This window comes from Nostoc sp. FACHB-110, from assembly GCF_014697425.1.
GTDB lineage: Bacteria > Cyanobacteriota > Cyanobacteriia > Cyanobacteriales > Nostocaceae > Nostoc_B.
This window is the reverse complement of the sequence record NZ_JACJRU010000011.1, coordinates 1-19,852: the sequence shown is the minus strand read 5'-3', so window position 1 is coordinate 19,852 and position 19,852 is coordinate 1. Positions and strand designations below refer to the sequence as shown.

At 39.1% G+C, this 19,852-nt stretch carries 18 protein-coding genes; 9 read left to right on the top strand and 9 right to left on the bottom strand.

The window, feature by feature from the left end; translation table 11 throughout:
- The first annotated feature begins 109 nt into the window (after positions 1 to 109).
- Positions 110 to 1,387, top strand: a complete 1,278-nt coding sequence (locus tag H6G69_RS12870) for an ankyrin repeat domain-containing protein (RefSeq protein WP_190687038.1) — start codon at positions 110 to 112, stop codon at positions 1,385 to 1,387.
- A 74-nt stretch (positions 1,388 to 1,461) separates the two neighbouring features.
- Here the strand turns inward: H6G69_RS12870 and H6G69_RS12865 are convergent, their stop codons facing one another.
- On the bottom strand, positions 1,462 to 2,316 hold the full coding sequence (locus H6G69_RS12865) for a hypothetical protein (RefSeq protein ID WP_190687035.1): 855 nt from the start codon (positions 2,314 to 2,316) through the stop codon (positions 1,462 to 1,464).
- Between the two features lie 594 nt (positions 2,317 to 2,910).
- Between H6G69_RS12865 and H6G69_RS12860 the strand changes: the two genes are divergently transcribed.
- From H6G69_RS12860 to H6G69_RS12850, 3 genes are all read left to right on the top strand, one after another.
- The gene (locus H6G69_RS12860) at positions 2,911 to 3,438 is read left to right on the top strand and encodes a sigma-70 family RNA polymerase sigma factor (protein ID WP_190687032.1); all 528 of its coding nucleotides are present in this window, start codon (positions 2,911 to 2,913) and stop codon (positions 3,436 to 3,438) included.
- A 271-nt stretch (positions 3,439 to 3,709) separates the two neighbouring features.
- Positions 3,710 to 3,886: a hypothetical protein gene (locus H6G69_RS12855; RefSeq protein ID WP_190687029.1), complete on the top strand. Its 177-nt coding sequence runs from the start codon at positions 3,710 to 3,712 to the stop codon at positions 3,884 to 3,886.
- Positions 3,887 to 4,500: 614 nt separating this feature from the next.
- Positions 4,501 to 4,890, top strand: a complete 390-nt coding sequence (locus tag H6G69_RS12850; RefSeq protein WP_313950788.1) for a cobalamin biosynthesis protein — start codon at positions 4,501 to 4,503, stop codon at positions 4,888 to 4,890.
- Positions 4,891 to 4,964: 74 nt separating this feature from the next.
- Here the strand turns inward: H6G69_RS12850 and H6G69_RS12845 are convergent, their stop codons facing one another.
- The 5 genes from H6G69_RS12845 to H6G69_RS12825 all read right to left on the bottom strand — a co-directional run bounded on the left by H6G69_RS12845 (position 4,965) and on the right by H6G69_RS12825 (position 10,829).
- The gene (locus H6G69_RS12845; RefSeq protein WP_190687023.1) at positions 4,965 to 5,321 is read right to left on the bottom strand and encodes a phage holin family protein; all 357 of its coding nucleotides are present in this window, start codon (positions 5,319 to 5,321) and stop codon (positions 4,965 to 4,967) included.
- 118 nt (positions 5,322 to 5,439) lie between these two features.
- Positions 5,440 to 6,318, bottom strand: a complete 879-nt coding sequence (locus H6G69_RS12840) for a peptidoglycan-binding protein (protein WP_190687019.1) — start codon at positions 6,316 to 6,318, stop codon at positions 5,440 to 5,442.
- Positions 6,319 to 6,482: 164 nt separating this feature from the next.
- Positions 6,483 to 7,766, bottom strand: a complete 1,284-nt coding sequence (locus tag H6G69_RS12835) for a pitrilysin family protein (RefSeq protein WP_190687005.1) — start codon at positions 7,764 to 7,766, stop codon at positions 6,483 to 6,485.
- A gap of 225 nt (positions 7,767 to 7,991) precedes the next feature.
- Complete coding sequence (locus tag H6G69_RS12830; RefSeq protein ID WP_190687002.1) at positions 7,992 to 9,260, bottom strand: pitrilysin family protein; 1,269 nt, start codon at positions 9,258 to 9,260, stop codon at positions 7,992 to 7,994.
- 561 nt (positions 9,261 to 9,821) lie between these two features.
- Positions 9,822 to 10,829: a cyanophycin synthetase gene (locus H6G69_RS12825; protein ID WP_190686999.1), complete on the bottom strand. Its 1,008-nt coding sequence runs from the start codon at positions 10,827 to 10,829 to the stop codon at positions 9,822 to 9,824.
- A gap of 686 nt (positions 10,830 to 11,515) precedes the next feature.
- On the opposite strand from H6G69_RS12825, the gene H6G69_RS12820 reads away from it, so the two are divergent.
- Positions 11,516 to 11,752 carry a hypothetical protein gene (locus H6G69_RS12820; RefSeq protein WP_190686996.1) on the top strand — a complete coding sequence of 79 codons (237 nt, stop codon included), beginning with the start codon at positions 11,516 to 11,518 and terminating at the stop codon, positions 11,750 to 11,752.
- A 215-nt stretch (positions 11,753 to 11,967) separates the two neighbouring features.
- Here the strand turns inward: H6G69_RS12820 and H6G69_RS12815 are convergent, their stop codons facing one another.
- A complete protein-coding gene (locus H6G69_RS12815; protein ID WP_190686994.1) occupies positions 11,968 to 13,116 on the bottom strand; it encodes an alanine--glyoxylate aminotransferase family protein in 1,149 nt (382 codons plus the stop codon).
- Positions 13,117 to 13,296: 180 nt separating this feature from the next.
- On the opposite strand from H6G69_RS12815, the gene H6G69_RS12810 reads away from it, so the two are divergent.
- Both H6G69_RS12810 and H6G69_RS12805 read left to right on the top strand, forming a co-directional pair.
- Complete coding sequence (locus tag H6G69_RS12810; protein WP_190686990.1) at positions 13,297 to 13,692, top strand: DUF1499 domain-containing protein; 396 nt, start codon at positions 13,297 to 13,299, stop codon at positions 13,690 to 13,692.
- A 321-nt stretch (positions 13,693 to 14,013) separates the two neighbouring features.
- Positions 14,014 to 14,415: a DUF4189 domain-containing protein gene (locus tag H6G69_RS12805; RefSeq protein WP_190686987.1), complete on the top strand. Its 402-nt coding sequence runs from the start codon at positions 14,014 to 14,016 to the stop codon at positions 14,413 to 14,415.
- A 253-nt stretch (positions 14,416 to 14,668) separates the two neighbouring features.
- Here the strand turns inward: H6G69_RS12805 and H6G69_RS12800 are convergent, their stop codons facing one another.
- Complete coding sequence (locus tag H6G69_RS12800; protein WP_190686985.1) at positions 14,669 to 15,754, bottom strand: glycosyltransferase family 4 protein; 1,086 nt, start codon at positions 15,752 to 15,754, stop codon at positions 14,669 to 14,671.
- A 339-nt stretch (positions 15,755 to 16,093) separates the two neighbouring features.
- Between H6G69_RS12800 and H6G69_RS12795 the strand changes: the two genes are divergently transcribed.
- Positions 16,094 to 16,903 (top strand): ABC transporter permease, encoded by an 810-nt coding sequence (locus H6G69_RS12795; RefSeq protein ID WP_190686982.1) that lies wholly within the window; start codon positions 16,094 to 16,096, stop codon positions 16,901 to 16,903.
- A 513-nt stretch (positions 16,904 to 17,416) separates the two neighbouring features.
- Positions 17,417 to 19,258, top strand: coding sequence for a bifunctional serine/threonine-protein kinase/formylglycine-generating enzyme family protein (locus H6G69_RS12790; RefSeq protein WP_190686979.1), 1,842 nt, complete (start codon positions 17,417 to 17,419; stop codon positions 19,256 to 19,258).
- 3 nt (positions 19,259 to 19,261) lie between these two features.
- Here H6G69_RS12790 and H6G69_RS12785 read toward each other — a convergent pair whose 3' ends face one another.
- Complete coding sequence (locus H6G69_RS12785) at positions 19,262 to 19,684, bottom strand: EamA family transporter (protein WP_190686966.1); 423 nt, start codon at positions 19,682 to 19,684, stop codon at positions 19,262 to 19,264.
- Positions 19,685 to 19,852 lie beyond the last annotated feature (168 nt).

Here is a 19,852-nt window from a genome sequence, read left to right as displayed (position 1 = left end):
CGAAATATCTGTTTTCTAACCTCTAGCCCCCCTCTTGCAAAAGTACCTAAACAATTTCAAACTAAATCTGGGGACTAGACGAGAAAACTGCCTGGGTAGAATTTAATTCATGACTGAAAACAACGATATTTTGCTGCTGAAGGCTGCGAAAGTTGGAGATATGAAACGGTTAAGTGCTTCCTTAGCGGCTGGTGCTAATGTAGATGCGTGCGATCTCGATGGAACCACAGCGTTGATGTTTGCTGCTAATTTAGGCTACACCGAAATTGTGCGATCGCTGTTAGATGCTGGGGCAAATATCAACTTACCCAGAAAACGCTATGGTTTGACGGCGTTGATGTTGGCTGCAAGTAACAATCAAGTGGATATTGTACAGCTTTTAATATCAAGAGGTGCTAATGTCGATGCTATCAATGAAGATGGCAGCACAGCTTTGATGGCAGCTGCACTTAAAGGTTATGTAGAGATAGTGCGGATATTACTCGCGGCTGGGGCAAAGGTGAATATTGCCGATAACGATGATGACACCGCTTTAAAATTGGCACTGAAGCAGGGACACGCCGTAGTTGTAAAACTTTTAGCCCAAAGTGGGGCGGATGTAAATCTGCAAGACGAAGACGGCGAAACACTGTTAATGATTGCTGTTGACTTAGGTAATTTAGATGTTGTACAAGCATTGTTAACAGCAGGCGCAGACGTAAACCTGCAAAATAAAGATGGTGGTACAGCATTACTCGCCGCCGCCGCTACAGGTAATAGTGCGATCGCTCATGCTTTACTAGATAAAGATGCCCAAATTAATCACCAAGACAAAGACGGTGAAACCGCATTACATATTGCCGTAGTCGAAGGCCATCTTGACATAGTACAGGTATTACTTAGTCGTGGCGCAAATGTCACAATGAGAAATAATTTAGGCGATACCCCAACTTTAGTTGCTGTATTGCAAGGACATAGCGAAATTGCTAGCACACTGCTAAGTCATGGGGGCAAAACTGATGGCGAAACAGAAATTCTGTTGATGGCGGCCTTATCTTTAGGACAAACTCAAATAGTCCAACTATTACTAGACTATGGTGCTAATCCTAATACTGTAAGTAGTGATGGTAAATCAGTTTTACTGAAAGCGGCTGAACGTAACCGCAGAGAAATTATTCAGCTATTGATAACAAAAGGCGCAGATGTCAATTTTCAAGATACAGCAGGTGCGACAGCATTAATGTGGGCTGCGTCTGGCGGTTATGTTGAAACTGTGCAGATATTAGTGCAAGCTGGTGCAAATATCAACCTCAAAAATCGCGGTGGCTATACTGCTTGTATGTTGGCAGAATTTAATGGCTATAAAAATGTGGTCAAATTACTGCAAAAAGCTGGGGCGCAAGAATAGTAGACGCAATTTAACTGCTTTACCAAGTTTATCACCCCTACAATTACACAAGAATTGAGGGGCGATCGCAGCTTTTAATGACAACCAGTCTTAACTATACCGAGTGAAGTATTTCGTAAAGCAGGTGTATTTGCAATCTTGCGGAAATACTGGGCTTTCTGTAAATAAGACTGCGCTCTTTCTTGCCATTTTTTCGCCTCTTGTAAAGACTCCTGTTTCTCAGCAAGTCTTTGCTCTAGCTCTGCTTGTTGTTGCATACTTTCAAAACAAATTTGCTGCTCTTGTGCTATTTGTTGGATTTTTGGTTGTCTTAAATTTGTCGATAAAATATGATTTTTGTTGTCAAAATCATCTCTGTGAACCACAACAAAATCTCCAGAATTTAAGAAAGTATTTGGTGCGTTCAGAGTGATTGATGCAATTTTTGATTTGGAATCGTATGATGAGCCTAAATCCATTTCTTTACCATAATTTATCCCCAATATGTTACATGGGTTAAAAATATATACTCCAAGCAGAGCTATGGCTCCACCTAAAATTGCTGAAACTATATCAATATGCGGTCTGTCTACATCAGTTTTTTGAACTGGATGGGAAATACCTCGAGGAAAATAAACTAATTTACTATTCTTTTTCTCAAATAAACCTATCTTTTTAGCAATATCTTGCTCAACACTGTCAAGTAATTTGCTCAGAACAGTGTCATACATTGCTAATTCTAAAATTTCCTCAATCCGGCTTTGTTCCACTGGAGAAGGCTCAGTAATAGTTATTAATATGCGATATTCTCCAACTAGCTCCTTAAGCTGATTTGCATAAGTATTGGATTGATTTTCAATTGGTTTCAATTTCCAAAATAACAATGTATTCAGCAAATTATTTGGCGTTGTATAAATGTGCTTATTTTTTGATTGGTTTACAGTATCCATAATCAATTAGGTATTGTTCTATTGGCTAACAAACTGCAATTCATGATAAATGTCTACCTCTGAATCAAAACAAAGGTAAAAGACTTGAGGCATCTTAGCCATCTTGTATTTAGCGTTCCAATTCCCTCTCTAGATAGATAGTGGTGACTTTCCCAAAAATGTGACACGAACCACAGAAATAAGTTGAAATACGTATTTTTATTAAAAATATGTATTATTAATTACTTATTTTATTTTTATTACTACAGCAGTACGTTTGGGAATTATAAACAAATCTCTTCCCCACTCGCCACTCCCCATTCTCGTTGCCCACGAGTTGTTGAAAATCAAGATACTGTGACAGTTTTGAAAGTGCCATGAGAAAAAATTTTAGTCACATTCCATCAAGCAAAAGCACTAATAATTTAGAAAGGCATTATACACGGGAGTAAAGAGGGGTTTTTCCTTGATTTTTTTGTAATTAAGGGAAATAAGAAATATTACAACTGCTCAGATTGGTAGTAAGTCCCATTTTATTGATAGTCAAATACTTGGCCCAACAGCAAGTCTAATTCAGCGCAAAAACTTTGGTTAGATAAAAATCACCTCAAAAAGATGACAAATGCAAGAAATAGAGATGCCTATCCAGAAGTAGCTGAGATATTGCAATCAGATAAACTAAGAAATTACATAAAGCTGCGGCTACGTGTACGCAACATGAATCATGCTCTATCCGAAGAAGATATCATTAATCATGTGCTGCTGTGTTTAGTTGAGACATTGCAATCAGGAAAGCAAGTTTCTTACCCCATTGCCTGGGCTAAAGTAGTTAGTGAACGCTACATTAGCAACCAGTCTAATAAGTTGAAAAGTTCGGAAACAACAGATTCAGATAAAATAGAATACTTTGCTAATCGACAAATAGAACAACACACTCCATTTGATGAACAAGCAGAAATTTGTCAAAAATTTCAGCAATTAACACCTGGAAATAAAAAACTTTTGCTTTGGAGATTTTTTCAACATCTTTCCTGGAATAAAATTGCCGAATTACTCAGCCAAGAAGAAGGAAAAAAAATTAGTAGTTCAACTGCCAGAAAACGTGGAGAGAGGGCATTATGTGAGTTGAGAGAAAAATATTGAGATTAAGTTTAAATTTTATCAGAACATAATCTGAATACAATTCTACCTCCTCCTAAGTCTGTTTAGGAGGCTTTTAAATGTGAGTATCTAAAAGAATTAGATTTTATTTATAATAATATTGCGCTGGGCGACAATACACTCTACTTTTGTTCGAGATTTAATTTTAATTATTTTAGCTTAATTACTATTTGTATTTAGAATTACTAAAGTCACATTTTGATTTTAAAAGCTACTAATTAATTACACCGATAAATGAGTTGAAAATAATTTTATGAACAACAACAAGCTCAAGGATACTGTGTTAGCAGTAGTCGTGATTACACTGGTTGGTGGTTCATTAGCCCTAGCAATTATGGATGAAAATTACCGTTCTACCTTTGTTGATTTAGCTAAAGTTGGAGTTGGGGGTTATATTGGTTTAACAATTCCCAAATCTCAGTCTAGATAGTAATATTTTGAGAGAAGCAACAACCAAAATTATGCTTGCAGATGAATAATTTTGGTTGTTATTACTCGTAGAACGAGAAAGCAAAAATATTAACGTTAACCCAAATGTGCTTAGTTACATAGAAATATCAAGTTTTTTGACTATTTATTTTAACCTCAAGTTCTAAATTTATCGATTTTTACGAAGAACTTGACAAAGAATAAAATCCACGGTATTTACTTAATATACTAGGGATAGATAAAATACTCTAGTGCATAATAACCCAAACAAAGCAAAACTCCACCGCAGCTATTTTTCGCCTACTGCGACGGAGAACAAAGAAACTGAAACACCAAGGTAAAGCACAGGCAAAATGTTTGTGCATCAAAGATAATGATGAAGCAAAAGATTAGGAAATAACCTAAGCATCTTCCCCATTCTCTCCCTTGGTGCTTCCTACTGTGCTAGACATTGCTAAATATATAGTGTTTAATTTCTGCAAACAGTATTCTATCGATCAATTTATAGGTATCAAGCTCAAAGTTAAGCCAACAAACTAATATAATTCGGGACTTCTGGCTAATTCAACTAATAAATTAAATCAAAAAATTCACCAGAACGCCCAAATTTTATGGGTGGGAATTGGGTTTAAACGAGATAGTTCGCAGCAATTAATGGCAATAGCTATTCAGGAAGTTTTTCAAAAAAATTTACTCAATCAAAATGCGATCGCCGGACTTGCTACCATTGATACTAAAGCCTCAGAAGCAGCTTTATTAGAATTGTGCCGCCTATACAATTGGCAACTAAAAACTTTTTCTGCCAAAAATTTGTCTACTATCAAAGTTCCCCACCCACAAGAAATCATCACCACAGCCGTGGGAACACCAAGCGTTGCAGAAGCAGCAGCTATCTTAGCTGCTGGGCGATGGGATTTTGAGTTGTTGCTACCTAAGCAGATTTTTCGCTTATCCGGACAACCAGGGGTAGTAACACTAGCAGTAGCCCAAGAACAACAGTATTGATTAATTACCAGTAAAAATGTATAGATGAGGACATAGCGATCGCATTTTTATTTATAACCTTTGTCCCTGTTAATTTACTGCTCAACAGCTCTCAAAAAATAATTAATTACACTAGAAACAATTGATAAGACAATTGAGCCAAGTAAAGCTGGTAAAAAACCTTTGATTTCAAAACCAGTACCAGGGGTAATAGCACTTGCTAACCAAAGAGAAATTGCATTGATGACAAATGTAAATAACCCAAAAGTCAGTAAAGTAATGGGAAAAGCCAAAAGCCGCAAAATCGGACGAATAAAGGCATTAACCAAACCAATAACTAAGGCTGCAACCAAAGCCGCAACAAAGTTATTTACTTCAAAACCATCAACAATTCTAGACGTAATGAGTAAAGCTACCGCAGTAGCCAACCAAGTTAACAAAAAGTGCTTCATATCAAACTCAAACAGGGAGTGGGGTTGTGGATGAAGGATGAAGTTTTATCCTTGAGCATTCAGCATAGTGGTCTCCTGCCTTTTGACAAATGACCAACGACTAACAATGATGTTTAGCCTATCGTTGCCCAGGCGATCGCTGCAAGAGAATTTCCCAAGTAGCACCACCAGCGACACCATCATCTTCTAAACCATAGCGTCTTTGCAAAGTCTTAACTGCGGCTTCGGTAGTTTTGCCAAAATCACCATCTACATCACCACTATCCAAAAAGCCAAACCTTTGCAACTGTCGTTGTAATGTCGTCACTTCTGCACCTTGGTTGCCTAAGCGTAAAATTGGATAACCTTCTGAGGTGTACTGAAGGCCGGGAACCTGGCGAAAAGTGATAGCTGGCGTGCTGCGAGTTGACGAAGAAGGGCGAGCAGAAGTTCTTTGTGTAGAAGTTCGGCGGTTAACTGGTCTAGGTTCCGGTGCGAGAGTTTGTACTTGAGTTGCGCGAGTTCGGGGGTTAGCTGGTCTGGGTTCTGGTTTAGTAGTGGTTGCATTTGTTGATGCTGGAGCTTGTAAAGCCGCAGCCGTATTAGCTGTAGGTGTGGGTTCTTTTGGGAACAATTTTTGCCAAGTCGCCGCATCCACTACACCATCAGGGTTTAAGCCAACCGCTTGCTTAAACCGAGAAACGGCATTAGCGGTATTTTCGCTATAAACTCCATCAACTTTCCCTGTGTAAAACCCCAGAAGCTGGAGTGCTGCTTGTAACTCGGAGACACGCTCTCCTTGGCTGCCAACTTTGAGGGTAGGACGGCTGATAGTTACTCCGGTAACTGCTTGAGCAATTTCTTGAGGTGCGGCAACGGCAACTTGCGCAAAAAACCCAATTAACCAAGGTGTGGAGGATAACAGCAGTAACCAATACAACCTATTAACGCTCAAAAAACGAAATGCGTGCGGTAACTCTAAGTATTTCAAGATACTTGCTGTTAGACTGCCTTTCATGGAATTTACTCCCAGAATCTTCTGATGCTCATCTTACAGCCGTATGGGACTAGGGAGTAGAGGTTATATCATGTCCTGTTAAAGACTTATCATTAAAGCCGCAGGGGAGAGGGTTTTGTCGTTTCTGCACAGATGTTATGAACCAACTAACCCCTAGCCTCTTTTCACCCTAACGCGCCATTAATTGCATCCTCTTGACCAACTAAAGATAAATAAGGTTTGTGTAGATAGCGGCTAGCAGCTGCTTTCGCGTCGTCAATACTGACTGCGGCAATGATCTCTTGAAATTTACTGTCAAAGTCAATGCCCAAGCCTAAAATTTCATACCAACCGTAAATTTGAGCAATTTGTCCGTTAGTTTGTTTACCTAGGGCATACTGTCCCAAAATTTTATTTTTCGCTGCTTGGAAAGCACTTGCTGGTACTTCTGTAGAACCAAGTAAATCTACTTCTGTCCACAGTCCTTCTAAAGCAATGCGGGTATTTTCTGGGGCTGTACCCATATAGACGACAAATGCGCCGGGATATAACCTAGTTGGGTAAAAAGCAGAAACTTCGTAAGCTAAACCCCGCTTTTCTCGCAATTCCACAAATAAACGGCTGGATAAGCCATTACCCAAGTAGGTAGACAGCAATTTGAGTGGCGCGTAGTCTGGAGAACTTACCTCGGCTCCCAAATAACCCAACATCACAATTGATTGCTGTGTCTGTAGCGGCTTGAGGCGTTGTTGCGGGTTGACGGGAATTTGGGGCAAGTGGAGAATTGGTAGTGGTTGTGCTGGCACTTCCCAGTCACCAAAAACTTGCTCTACTAATGCTATCGCCTCTGTTAAAGTAATGCGTCCGGCAATACTCACGACTAAATTATCTGGACGAAAATGCACTTGATGATACTGCACTAAATCTTGGCGGGTAATGCTGTTAACAGTGGTTTCATCTCCCAGCAAAGACATTGCATAGGGGTGACTTTGGTACATCACCTGACGCATTTGCTCAAAAGCCAAGGTAAAAGGCTGCTCTTTTTGTGAGCGAATATCTTGTAGGGTCAAGCGCCGTTCTAATTCTACTTGCGCTTCGGGGAAAGTGGGCGATCGCAAAATCTTTCCCGTCAATGCTAATATCTCGGGAAAGTCTGAGGTAACTGTTTTTAAAGACAGTAAAAAATAATCTGTCGATGTATCTGCGCTTAAACTCGCCCCCACAGATTCTACTTGTTCAGCAATTTCTAAGCTGGAAAGCCCATCACAGCCCTTAGTCATCACAGCCGAGAGTAAATGTGCTAAACCTGCTTGTTCTGGTTTTTCGTAACAACTACCTGCACGAAGAAACAACCGAGCCGCAATAATATCCGCCGCCGGATTTTCTGCTACTAAAACTACAATGCCGTTGTTGAGTACAGTGCGATGGATAGGAGAATGAGAAAGAGAAGGTTTTACAGTTTGAGTCATTAGATCAGACAATTTTAGATTTTGGATTTGAGATTTTAGATTTACTGTTACCACAAAGGAATTAACCAATTTTGGATTTAAGATTTTATATTGGACAATTCCTTTATCCAAAATCTCAAATTTTGTGGGCTGGAGCTTGAACCAAAAGAACAATTCAAAATCCAAAATTTAAAATCTAAAATTCGAGAGTCAAGCCTCAACAGCCAAACAGCCAGAGGCTATGAACTAGCATGGTTTGAGTATCGTTACAGCGTAATTTTCTGGAGAAAGATACTGTTGAGCTAATTGTTGCAGTTCTTGGATAGTAAATGACTGAATTTGCTGCGGATAAGTTACCGCAACTTCAGCTTGGGCGATAGTGTTGTAATAACCATACAATCCTGTCAGTTGATTTGGTGTTTCCGTCGAAAAAGCATACTCATTACATAACAGCCTCCGCATTCGAGCCAGTTCTTGTTCTCTAATTCCTTCAGTTTGCAAATCATACAAATGAGTCCGAATTAAATATTCAACTTTATCTAAGTTTTCTGGCTCTAACCAAGCAGTGATGGTAAATAAACTTGATTCTTGCTGTAGAGAAAAATTACTACAAACTCCCTGGACTAATTGCTTTTCTTCACGCAAATCACGCACTAAGCGCGAAATTCGCCCTTCTGTCAAGAATACAGATAACACATCTAAGCCATAGGCGGCGCGGAGTTGGTCAACTCCTGGTGCAGTCCACGCCATCATTAATCGTGCTTGCTCTAGGCGTGGTAAACACAGTTCTTGACGCTGTATACCAGTAATCACTGGTTGCTTAACCTGAACAGACTGCGGACAATCAACTGGTGGGGAAAAATCAGCAAATGATTGATTCACTAATTCCCAGGCTGTTGCTTTGTCAATTCCCCCTACTACTACCACTGTCATATTTTCTGGTTGGTAGTGAGCGCGATGGAAACAGCGCATATCTTCTGGTGACTGCTGCATGAGTTCTATTTCACTACCCAATACAGAGCGTCCATAGGGATGGTGCTGATAAATATTTTTGATTAAAGACTGAAATCCTAACCAATCAGGATCATCATTGCAAGAGCGAATTTCTTCTAGAACTACATCCCTTTCCCGCCCAAATTCATCATCCGGAATTGTGGCATTAACTAAAAGCTCGGCTAAATGTGGTAGGGTATCTGCCAGATAAGGTGCAGCCGTTGTCACGCAATAATGCGCGTAATCGTAGCTAGTTGCCGCATTACTCACTCCACCCCGATTTTCTATTTTGTGATCAAATGCACCTGGGGCTAGTTTGTCTGTGCCTTTAAAAATCATGTGTTCTAAAAAATGAGCCATCCCAAACCACGGTTCTGGCTCTCTGAGAGCCCCAGCACGCACCCAAACATCCGCCACAACCACGGGCGTTGTGGGAATCTCTTGATGAATCAACGTTAAACCATTGTCTAGTTTGATAACTGAGGCTGGGAAAACCGGATTGATGAATTTTTGTTGTGACAATTTTTAGTAGTTTTAACCACAATTTAACGTAATTTGGACATCTTAACTCTTAACGAAATCTAAATTAGAATCATTTGATACAGATTCAATTTTATTAATAATGTACTATTAAGGGTTGGAAATTACGCTTGTTCAGCTACGCAGCTTCATTTTTTCTTCACCCAACAAATTTACACCTCTTTTTACCCAACTACAAATCAGCCCATCACACAACCCCAAAAATGGGCTAGTACAACAAGGCAAAAGTAAAAAGGCAAAAGTAAAAAGAAAGAATAACGATACCACAAGCCTTTGAGCAATTCTAGATAGTCTGTTTATTTACGCCGACCTGTACTAGTCCTAGATTCAATCGGCGACTTCACGGTACACACGATAGCCTCAATTGAAGGGTAACAAGCACACATCAGTTGATAAACCACAAGTAGGGTTACTCTTGATTGTTTATATTGAATAAAATCGAGAAATTGCACTTACAGCGTTTCTCAGTTTGGTGCAGTACATCTTTCAAGGAGGAGAGACTAGAAAATGTACCTCATCCATATCAAAAATGCTGTATGTTAATTAATTAGACTGAACGTAAATTTGTTCATTTTCCAAAGCTTGGAGAATTTTGAAATACAGAGCCTCCACTCTTCTTGTTTGAGCCTCACCTATAGAAGCATAATGAGTTAAGCTCGGAGAACCATTCACCTCAATAATCACATAATCATTCATGGATTTGGCAATATCATTAGTAATAATGTCCAAACCACACAATCGCAAACCCATATCTTTAGTAATGTTTATTGCCAATTTTTGAAAATCGAGATGAATACTTTCAGTGAAATCTACTCCATAACCGCCACTTGATAAATTGGCATTATCTAAAAGATACACAACAGTACTCTGGGGTAAAATACTTTCAAATTTCAGCCTTTGCCGTTTTAATTTGCGTTTGATGCGGAAGTCATTAAAATCTATAATCTTCTTTCTGCCATTTGCAATAAACTCTTCCTCTTTTTGCTGTAACAATTCTAAAATCGTAGACTTGCCATCTCCTACCACACATAGGGGAACTCTTTGATATACAGCAATGACTTCATTATCAATCACTACAATTCTATAATCATTACCGGGATAAAATCTTTCAACCATGAATCCTGGAGTAATGCGTAAGATTTTTTTGGCAACCTGATAATATTCGGTTTTATTATAAGCTTTAACAACAAATTTACCTTGACTCAGATTAATTGGTTTCACAATTACTGGAAAACCCAATTCTTTGGCATATTCAAACCCGGCATCAATATTTCTCGGACTAGCTATTTTTTCACACAATTTTTTGCTAAAAAAAGTTTTACCCTCAGTTACCTTATAGCCAAATTGTTTCAGAAAAAAGTTGGAATATGCTTTATCTTTAGCAATTTCAGCAGAGCCAAAACCATTAATATTTAATTTGCTATTACTAAAACAAGCTTTATTTCCGTTTTTAAATGTGATGTGTCCGACAAATTCGTATTCTGGATCTACTATGACTACTGCACCTATCTGGGCAGCGATTTTTTGAATTATTGATGTTACTAATGGCATTTGCTTGATCCACAAGTATAATTCGCAGAAATTGTAACGAATTGACCAGGCTTGGTCAATAAATTTCAGCAAGACAAAATCACTTTTTTTAGAGTGTCGCAAATTCAGAGAAATTGATTAGGACTTACGCACAAAGATTGTCTGTGGAGGCTGGGTTAATGGGTGTCGGGCATGGGGTTAATGGGTTTTGGATACATACACCCCTACACCCCTAAACCCTTACCCCCTTCTCCAGACCTTTGATTTTTCGTTTTCACGCGTAAGTCCTGTTGATATCTAAAAAGTTTGGAAAAATTAATAAGATTTTGGCTGTAGCAAAAATCGCATCAGCAACAATCTTCTCAGTATTAAAACAAATTATTGTATACTTTACGACATTAAGAAATCTTTCCTGTTGGTATTAAATTTGCTTGTAAATGTAGGTAAGACTAATGGAGATGTCACACTTGTTCACAATTTTGAATTTGGATTGATTGTTTAACTGTTTTACTTACCAGTAAAAGGTTTGAGACTGATCGCAAATTTGATTTTCAAGCTAAGTTCTTGTAAAGCAGTGTCTTCAGTCTTGACAATCCAAAAATAATGGAATAACAAGGTGGCAGCAGCCTGAAAAAAGGCGTTATTACATCCCCGCCAAGAGACTCAGTAACGCCTTTACTGAAAATTACACACGGATATCATACATCATGCCACAAAATACCGAAATCAAAGCTACCTCCCAGGAAAACCACCCCATCGCCTACAAAGAGCGTCTAAATTCTTGGGCAATTGCCCGCTTACAACCCGATGCAGAACGGGAAATAGTCGCACGCTTCCGCAGCCGTTCTGATGCTGATGGCTATATGCAGCGTTTACGCCAAATGATGCCTAATTCGTCTTTTATGGTTGTTTTTGATTGCCAACGTGAAGAAGTTGTAGCTTAAAAATGTCGGCAGAAGTGATATCTGACGACAAGCTGTTATTTAACTACAAATTCTCAGTAGGATTAAGGGTGCAATTGCCGTTACTAGTTAGGTGCGTTACTTTCCGTTTAACGCACCTAATAATATGAAAATTCTTATGAAAATTAGGGAATGGGGAGTAGGGAGTAATGAAAAATTATTTTTCCTAACTCCTAACCTCTCACCCCTAACCTCTGCTATTTAGGCAAAACTTGTCCTAATGCTTCTATTAATCGGTCAACGCTTTCTTTCCGGCTATTAAAACCCATCAGTCCGACACGCCAAACTTTACCTGCTAATTCACCAAGTCCACCGCCAACTTCAATTTTGTGTTCTGTTAGTAATTGTTTGGCAATGGCTTTACCGTCTACCCCTTCAGGAATACGGACTGTGGTAAGAGTTGGTAAACGGTACTCGCGTTCAACGTGCATACTCAGTCCCAAACTTTCCAAGCCTTCCCAGAGGTATTCAACATTTTTTTGATGACGCTGCCAGCAGTTTGCTAGCCCTTCTTCGGCAACTAAACGTAAAGCTTCTCGTAGACCGTAGTAAAGGTTAATTGGTGCTGTGTGGTGATAAACTCTCTCACTACCCCAATACTTATTCAGCAAATTCATATCTAAATACCAATTTGTCACCTTCGTGCTGCGACGCTGCAATTTTTCCCACGCACGGGGACTTATGGTAAAAGGAGAAGCACCAGGCGAACAACCCAAGCCTTTTTGGCTACAGCTATAGGCTAAGTCAACTCCCCACTCATCTAAAAAGATGGGTACACCGCCAAGACTGGTGACAGTATCAACTAACAACAGTGTGCCAAATTCTCGACACAGTTCACCAACGCCTTCTAATGGCTGACGCGCACCTGTAGAAGTTTCGGCGTGAACCAAGGACAAAATAGCCGGACGATGAATTTCCACAGCAGTGCGGAGTTCTTCTAAAGAGAAAACTTGCCCCCAAGGTTTGGTAATGGTACGCACATCAGCACCATACCTGCCAGCCATATCGACTAGACGATTTCCAAAATATCCCGCCACGCCAATTAAGACAACATCACCGGGTTCTACACTATTGGCAATGGTGGCTTCCATTGCTGCGGAACCTGTACCACTAACGGCGATAGTCAAAGGATTTTCAGTTTGCCAGACATAACGTAATAAGGATTTAATCTCATCCATCACACCTAAAAAATCTGGGTCGAGGTGTCCTAAAGGTGTGGTACTCATCGCTTGGAGAACGCTAGGATGAGCATTGGAAGGGCCAGGCCCTAATAGCAGTTTGGTGGGAATTTCTAGAGGTTTGAGTTGTAAGCGTTGACTGTCGTTAATTGAGATGGTTTGCGACATAATTATTGTTGTTTGATAGACATACTTACCGCATCATAGAGCGATCGCATCACCGTTGTATCGTCTTGATGACGACAAGTTTCCATCTCCTACTTTGGCAATATTTCCCTGTTCTCTGTTCTTGGCCTACACAAATATGTTAAGTAATCAAATCAGATTCCTCTATCCGCTCGCAACATTATGATATTTGCAGGTAAGCGTCCTCATAATTTAGGGGTACGTGATGGCAAATTAGCCTCATGCCCTAACTCGCCCAATTGTGTTTCTAGCCAAAGTACAGATGCAATTCATCAAATTGCGCCTTTAACTTTTCATACTAGCCCAGAACAGGCGATCGCTCATCTCAAAAGTATTGTTCAATCTTTACCAAGAACAACGATTATTAGCGAAAGCCAAGACTATTTATATGCAGAGTTTAAAAGTGCTTTGATGGGATTTGTTGATGATGTTGAATTTTTCTTAGACCGGAATGCTAATGTTATCCAAGTCCGTTCCGCATCCCGTTTGGGGCAAAGTGACTTGGGCGTTAATCGTCAACGGATAGAAACAATTCGGGACAAATTCAACGAATTATAGTTCAATTTTAGTCAGGCATCATGATGAAAAATTGTGCTTGATATTCTCAATAGATCAGCCTGCCGAAATAGGTATTTTCAATTGACTCTAGGTTGTTTTTTCTGTAAACATTTATTAATTTTAGGACTTACGCACAAGTAACGCAAAAACGAACTAAAAAGGTCACGAAGAAATAAGCGTTTTAGAGAGTTATTGCGTAAGTCCTAAATTTATCACCATGAAGAGTATCTTCATAAAAAAATTAGTATAAATGCGAATCCAGAAATTAGCAAGTTGGGCAAATAATAGTTGCAACAACCAATATTATTAGGAATTAATAATATGCTAAAAGCTAATTTCCGCAAGAGCTTGTTAACCGCAATCGCTGTAATTTCCTTAGTACCTGCCATTACCCAAACTGCTCAAGCTGGTGCTACCAGAAATATCTTTGGAGCCATTTCTTATTCTCCTTCAACTAAAACCTATTCATCAGGAATTGCTAGAACAAAACAAGCAGCGATTAATGCTGCTTTGCAAAATTGCCGCAGTGAAAGTGATGCAGAAGATTGTACAGTACCACTGTGGTTTAGAAATGCTTGGGGAGCTTTAGCTGTTGGTTCTGATGGTAGTTATGGTACAGGATGGGGATCTGACCAATCTCTAGCTGAAAAATATGCTGTAGAAACTTGCGAAAAATACGGTGGACAGGATTGTGAAGTTGTTTTTGTGAAACAAGCCCGATAATATTTATTTTGCTGAGAAAATTTACAAAACTGCGATCGCATTCTAAAAAGTGAGGATGCGATTTTTTATTATCCCTGTAACTTATGACCTCATTCGCTCCCTCACCAAATAGATTATTTATGTAAGGATTCATACCATAGAAGTCAGAATTTAAGAGTAATTTAGGAGAATTATTCTATTGTTATCCAGAAGAGTGTGATTAAATTTTCTCACCTTCTGGCTCCTGGCTTCTGACGGATGTATACTTACTTATTTATCTCTTAGCAATTGCTGAAGGAACTGTACTACGCAAATGACCATTCTTGGTAAATTTCGGTTGGAGAATTTGCCGATAAACAGTTTCATAGCCGTCAGTCATACTTTGATAACTAAAATGATTCTGCACATACTGACGGCAAACATAACGGTCTAATTCAGCCGCTTTGTCAATGGCATTGACGCACTCTGCAATATTATTGCAAACAAAACCCGTTTTACCGTGGGCAATTACTTCTGATGTAGACCCTAGTTTCATCGCAATCACTGGTGTCCCAGCCGCCATTGACTCTACCATGACTAATCCAAAAGGTTCTCGCCAAGTAATCGGGAATAAAGTGGCGAATGCACCTCCCATTAGTGCATTTTTTTGTTGATGGTTAGCTTCACCTAAATACTCAATTTGTTTGCCATCAATAAAAGGCTGAACTTCTTTTTCAAAATATTCCACGTCAACTACATCTACCTTACCAGCCATTTTTAAACGCCAGCCAGATTGTTTAGCGATTTCTATCGCTAAGTGTGGCCCTTTTTCTGGAGACATCCGGCCTAAAAAAGCTAAATAAGGCGGTTCTTCTGGTTGGGGATGAAATTTGTAACTGCTAACATCAATACCGTTGTAGACTGTGGCTGCATAGTTTAAATCTAGCGATAAGTCTCTTTGGTCGTGAGAAATGCTGACAAGATTTTGACGTTTTGCATGTTGAAATAGCTTTTTATTATCACAAGTAAAAGGCCCGTGTAAAGTATGAACGGTAGGCGTACTTACAAGATTTGCATAGGGTAATGCAGCACAACCCATGTGAGAGTGAATAATATCAAACTCATCGGCTCGTTCGTACACCAACGCTAACTGCAACATTTCGTAAATGCTATATTCTTTGACCTCTTGATCGAGTCTAATAGCACGAGGATGTACAGATTCTAGTTTGGCTAAACTGATAGAATCACCCGATGCAAACAAGGTGACTTCGTGTCCACGCCTGACTAATTCATCGGTCAGTAACCCCACGACTAACTCTATACCACCATAAGCTGGAGGTGGTACTCTCTCCCACAGTGGGGAAACTTGAGCTATTCTCATTACAAACCTCCTAAAAAATAAATTTTGAATTAGTGGTGTCTCACTTTTGCTTCACAGTTGTTTACAGTTAAATATCTATGAGTTGTGAATGAACAGTAATGACTAGAGTTGTAACTCAAAGGTTTTTACTACTATTATTAACTCAAGTTTAACATCAAAATTATCGGTAATTGCTTTATAATTTTAATCTTTAAGTTCTACATTGTTTGTCTATCTTTGTAGATAAATTAGCTTCATCTCAGGAAATAAAAATACTCATAATTGATACATCTGGCTTCATTGACTTTTTGGTTAAATAGAATACACTAAAAAAGTGGAGAAATTTAATCAACAATAACTATGAATATTTCACCAATCAACAAAAAACCGCGTGTCTTATGGCAAGCGGTTTTCTCGGTAATTGTATTTTTTATTATGTATTTACCTATACTAGTGTTAAGCTTTTATAGTTTTAACCAATCTCCTTACAGTGCAACTTGGCAAGGATTCACTCTTGATTGGTATAGTAAGTTATTTAGTGACGATCGCATTTTATCGGCTTTGAGTAACAGCTTGATAGTGGCTTTTTGTGCTGTGGGTATTTCCTCTGTATTAGGAACCTTAATGGCGGTAGGTTTGGCGCGTTATAAGTTTCCTGGTAAGAGTTTGTATCAGGGCGTGGCCTACTTACCCTTAATTATTCCTGATATTGCGATCGCTGTTGCTACTCTTGTTTTCCTCGCTGCCTTTGCCATTCCCTTGAGTATTTGGACAATTGTTGCCGCCCATGTAGTATTTTGTCTGGCTTACATTGCATTAGTTGTAGCTTCTAGACTCAACAACTTAGATCCCCACTTAGAAGAAGCTGCATTAGATTTAGGCGCAACACCAGTACAAGCTTTTATTAAAGTATTACTACCCCAATTAATGCCAGGAATTATCGCGGGTTGTTTATTAGCTTTTGTTCTCAGTTTAGATGATTTTCTGATTGCTAGTTTTACCGCAGGTAGTGGTTCTAACACTTTACCAATGGAAATTTTTAGTCGGATTAGAACTGGTGTAAAACCTGATATTAATGCTCTAAGTGTTATTTTAATTACAGTATCAGCAATCGTCGCTTTTATCGCTGAATCAACACGAATTGCTGGTGAGCGCCAGATTAATAATTAGCAATCATGAACTTGTGAAAATTAATATACTTCACATCCCCGATTTCTTAAAGAAATCGGGGATGTGATTTTTCAGTCAGCATTAGAGACTGGCAATTTTGTTACCTGCTTAAGATTAAAAATAAATTAAGAACTAAATACTACTTATCTATAATTTTCGACTACCCTTGACAAGTTCAATATTTATACAATATTATTCTTTTTGGAATGGAAATTATTTGCTAATATACATTCTCAAACTTCAACAGTACCCAACACAAAGCGATAAATAAATTAATTACTTTCATCTGGATTGTTTCATGGTGCTATTTATACAGATGAAATATAATTAACAGCAGATTACAGGTGAATTAGGTGCAAGTTTTTAGAAGAAAGCTATCTTATTAGAAGCTTTCAACTTTGTTGACTTTCCTCTTTTATCTATTACCTGCTGTATATTTATTTGTCTAGAAATCGGTTTTCAATTCGATAATATTGGGGCTAACTTTGGACAAGATGCTATTTCCTCCTCACTATGCAAATCTGCCAAAATCCCAATTGTTCCCATCCTTTCAATGCTGACGGTAACAGATTTTGTATAACTTGTGGACAAAGCAATTTTGGTACACTACTGAGAAACCGTTACCGCGTCTTAAGGCTATTAGGCGAAGGCGGATTTAGCAAAACCTATGCAGCTGAAGATGCAGATAGACTAGATGCACCTTGTGTCATCAAGCAATTTTTTCCGCAAATTCAAGGAACCGGACAACGTACAAAAGCAGCAGAATTTTTTAAAGAAGAAGCCTTTCGCTTGTATGAATTAGGCGAAAATCACAGCCAAATTCCTAGGCTATTGGCGTATTTTGCCCAAGGTTCTAGCCTATATTTAGTCCAGGAATTTATTCAAGGTAGAACTCTTTTAGAAGAAGTTCAAGAATACCCTTTTACTGAAGAAAAAATTCGTCAGTTATTAACAGATTTATTACCTGTATTAGAATTTATTCATTCTAGTAATGTTATTCATCGAGATATTAAACCAGAAAATATTATTCGCCGTGATGCTGATGGTAAATTGGTATTAATTGACTTTGGTGGTGCAAAACAAGTCACCCAAACTAGTATAGCCAGACAAGCTACAGTTATTTATACAATGGGTTATGCTCCTAGTGAACAAATGGCTGGCTTTGCTTGTCCTGCTAGTGATTTATATGCTTTGGGTGTAACTTGTGTGCGGTTATTAACTCAATGTTTGCCCATTCAAGATGCTTATGGGCAAATTAAAGACCCCCTTTATGATGCCATGAACGCACAATGGTTATGGCGGGAATATGTGAAATCACAAGGTATTTCTATTAGTGAAGATTTAAGCAGAATATTAGATAAATTACTCGAACATTTAGCCAGTGAAAGATATCAATCGGCAGTAGAAGTTCTGAATGATTTGAAATCGGCTAAAACAGTGATTATTGAACCACAAATTACGCAGACGACATTATTAAGATTACCAACAACACCACCAAAAATAGCCCCACCTTTACCAGCTTTAGAAACTTGTGAATTTGAAGTAGTGACAGTAGACACAGGTGGTAGAGAAGTTAGCCGCGATCGCTCAACTGCCGAGTTTTTTGTGGAAGAATTGAGTAAAGGTGTCACCCTAGACATGATTGCCATTGCCGGTGGTACTTTTAAAATGGGTTCGCCCAACTTTGAAGGTGATGCCGATGAACGTCCGCAACATCGAGTAGCGATCGCACCCTTTTTTATGGGTAAATATCCTATAACCCAAGCACAATGGCGTGCTGTTGCTGCCTTACCCAAAGTCAAACAAACCCTAAATCCTTATCCCTCCAGATTTAAAGGGTCAAATCGACCAGTAGAAAACGTTTCTTGGCACGAAGCACAAGAATTTTGTTTCAGACTCTCCCAAAAAACCGGACGCGAATATCGCCTACCCAGCGAAGCGGAATGGGAATATGCTTGTCGCGCCGGAACCACAACGGCCTTTCATTTTGGGGAAAAAATCACCACAGAACTAGTCAACTACAGCGACAGCGACACTTATTTAATCGAGTCCAAAACTAGATATCGCAAAGAAACCACCGATGTCGGTAGTTTTTTAGTAGCTAACGCCTTCGGCTTGTACGATATGCACGGTTTAGTCTGGGAATGGTGTGCTGATCCTTGGCATAACAATTATCATGGCGCACCCACAGATGGCAGAGTTTGGGAAGAAGGTGGCGACATGAACCGTCGAGTATTGCGCGGAGGTTCTTGGAATTTTGGGGCTGAACTGTGCCGTAGTGCTAGCCGCAGTTGGAATGAAGCCGATGGTGGCTTGAGAATTTGTGGTTTTCGGGTTGTCTTTTCTGTAGATTAAATTTTATTCAGTCGCGCAAAATATCATAGCCGTCACAGCTAAGGCAATTCCAATACCTTGGCGCAGAGTAATTGGTTCTTTGAGAATTAAAACAGCCAATAAAATCGTCACTACAGGATATAAAGCTGTGAAAGTTATCGTTACTGCAACATGACCTTGACTAACCGCCAGCAAAAAAAATAATGTGGCTAACACCCCACAAATCCCTACTAAAAACCCATAAAAAATTCCCCACGCGTCTATTTCCGGTTTAAAATTTATTCTGGCTAATACAGATAACGCTACTAAAATAACGCCAAAAGCTTCGTAGATTAATACACTATAAGAATTGATATGGTTTGTTGCTAACTTACTAAAAAAGCCCCAAAAGCCATATAACAAAGTTGAAAATAGGGCGTACACCAGCCAGCTTAAACTTGAGAGCATTGGCAATTATCGTGAAATATAAGAAATTATCCCAGAAATTCAAAAACCTTTCATAGCCAATTTAGCTTGAACTGACAGAAGCCTCTCACCTACCCGAAGGGAGGTGATGAGATGAATGGCAGGCTAATTGACGACAATCTTCCGACCGATGCCGATAGGCAAGGGAGG

Coding starts and splice junctions, on each gene's coding strand:
- H6G69_RS12870 (WP_190687038.1), top strand. CDS start 110: ATGACTGAAAACAACGATATTTTGCTGCTGAAGGCTGCGAAAGTTGGA.
- H6G69_RS12865 (WP_190687035.1), bottom strand. CDS start 2,316: ATGGATACTGTAAACCAATCAAAAAATAAGCACATTTATACAACGCCA.
- H6G69_RS12860 (WP_190687032.1), top strand. CDS start 2,911: ATGACAAATGCAAGAAATAGAGATGCCTATCCAGAAGTAGCTGAGATA.
- H6G69_RS12855 (WP_190687029.1), top strand. CDS start 3,710: ATGAACAACAACAAGCTCAAGGATACTGTGTTAGCAGTAGTCGTGATT.
- H6G69_RS12845 (WP_190687023.1), bottom strand. CDS start 5,321: ATGAAGCACTTTTTGTTAACTTGGTTGGCTACTGCGGTAGCTTTACTC.
- H6G69_RS12840 (WP_190687019.1), bottom strand. CDS start 6,318: ATGAAAGGCAGTCTAACAGCAAGTATCTTGAAATACTTAGAGTTACCG.
- H6G69_RS12835 (WP_190687005.1), bottom strand. CDS start 7,766: ATGACTCAAACTGTAAAACCTTCTCTTTCTCATTCTCCTATCCATCGC.
- H6G69_RS12825 (WP_190686999.1), bottom strand. CDS start 10,829: ATGCCATTAGTAACATCAATAATTCAAAAAATCGCTGCCCAGATAGGT.
- H6G69_RS12820 (WP_190686996.1), top strand. CDS start 11,516: ATGCCACAAAATACCGAAATCAAAGCTACCTCCCAGGAAAACCACCCC.
- H6G69_RS12815 (WP_190686994.1), bottom strand. CDS start 13,116: ATGTCGCAAACCATCTCAATTAACGACAGTCAACGCTTACAACTCAAA.
- H6G69_RS12810 (WP_190686990.1), top strand. CDS start 13,297: ATGATATTTGCAGGTAAGCGTCCTCATAATTTAGGGGTACGTGATGGC.
- H6G69_RS12805 (WP_190686987.1), top strand. CDS start 14,014: ATGCTAAAAGCTAATTTCCGCAAGAGCTTGTTAACCGCAATCGCTGTA.
- H6G69_RS12800 (WP_190686985.1), bottom strand. CDS start 15,754: ATGAGAATAGCTCAAGTTTCCCCACTGTGGGAGAGAGTACCACCTCCA.
- H6G69_RS12795 (WP_190686982.1), top strand. CDS start 16,094: ATGAATATTTCACCAATCAACAAAAAACCGCGTGTCTTATGGCAAGCG.
- H6G69_RS12790 (WP_190686979.1), top strand. CDS start 17,417: ATGCAAATCTGCCAAAATCCCAATTGTTCCCATCCTTTCAATGCTGAC.
- H6G69_RS12785 (WP_190686966.1), bottom strand. CDS start 19,684: ATGCTCTCAAGTTTAAGCTGGCTGGTGTACGCCCTATTTTCAACTTTG.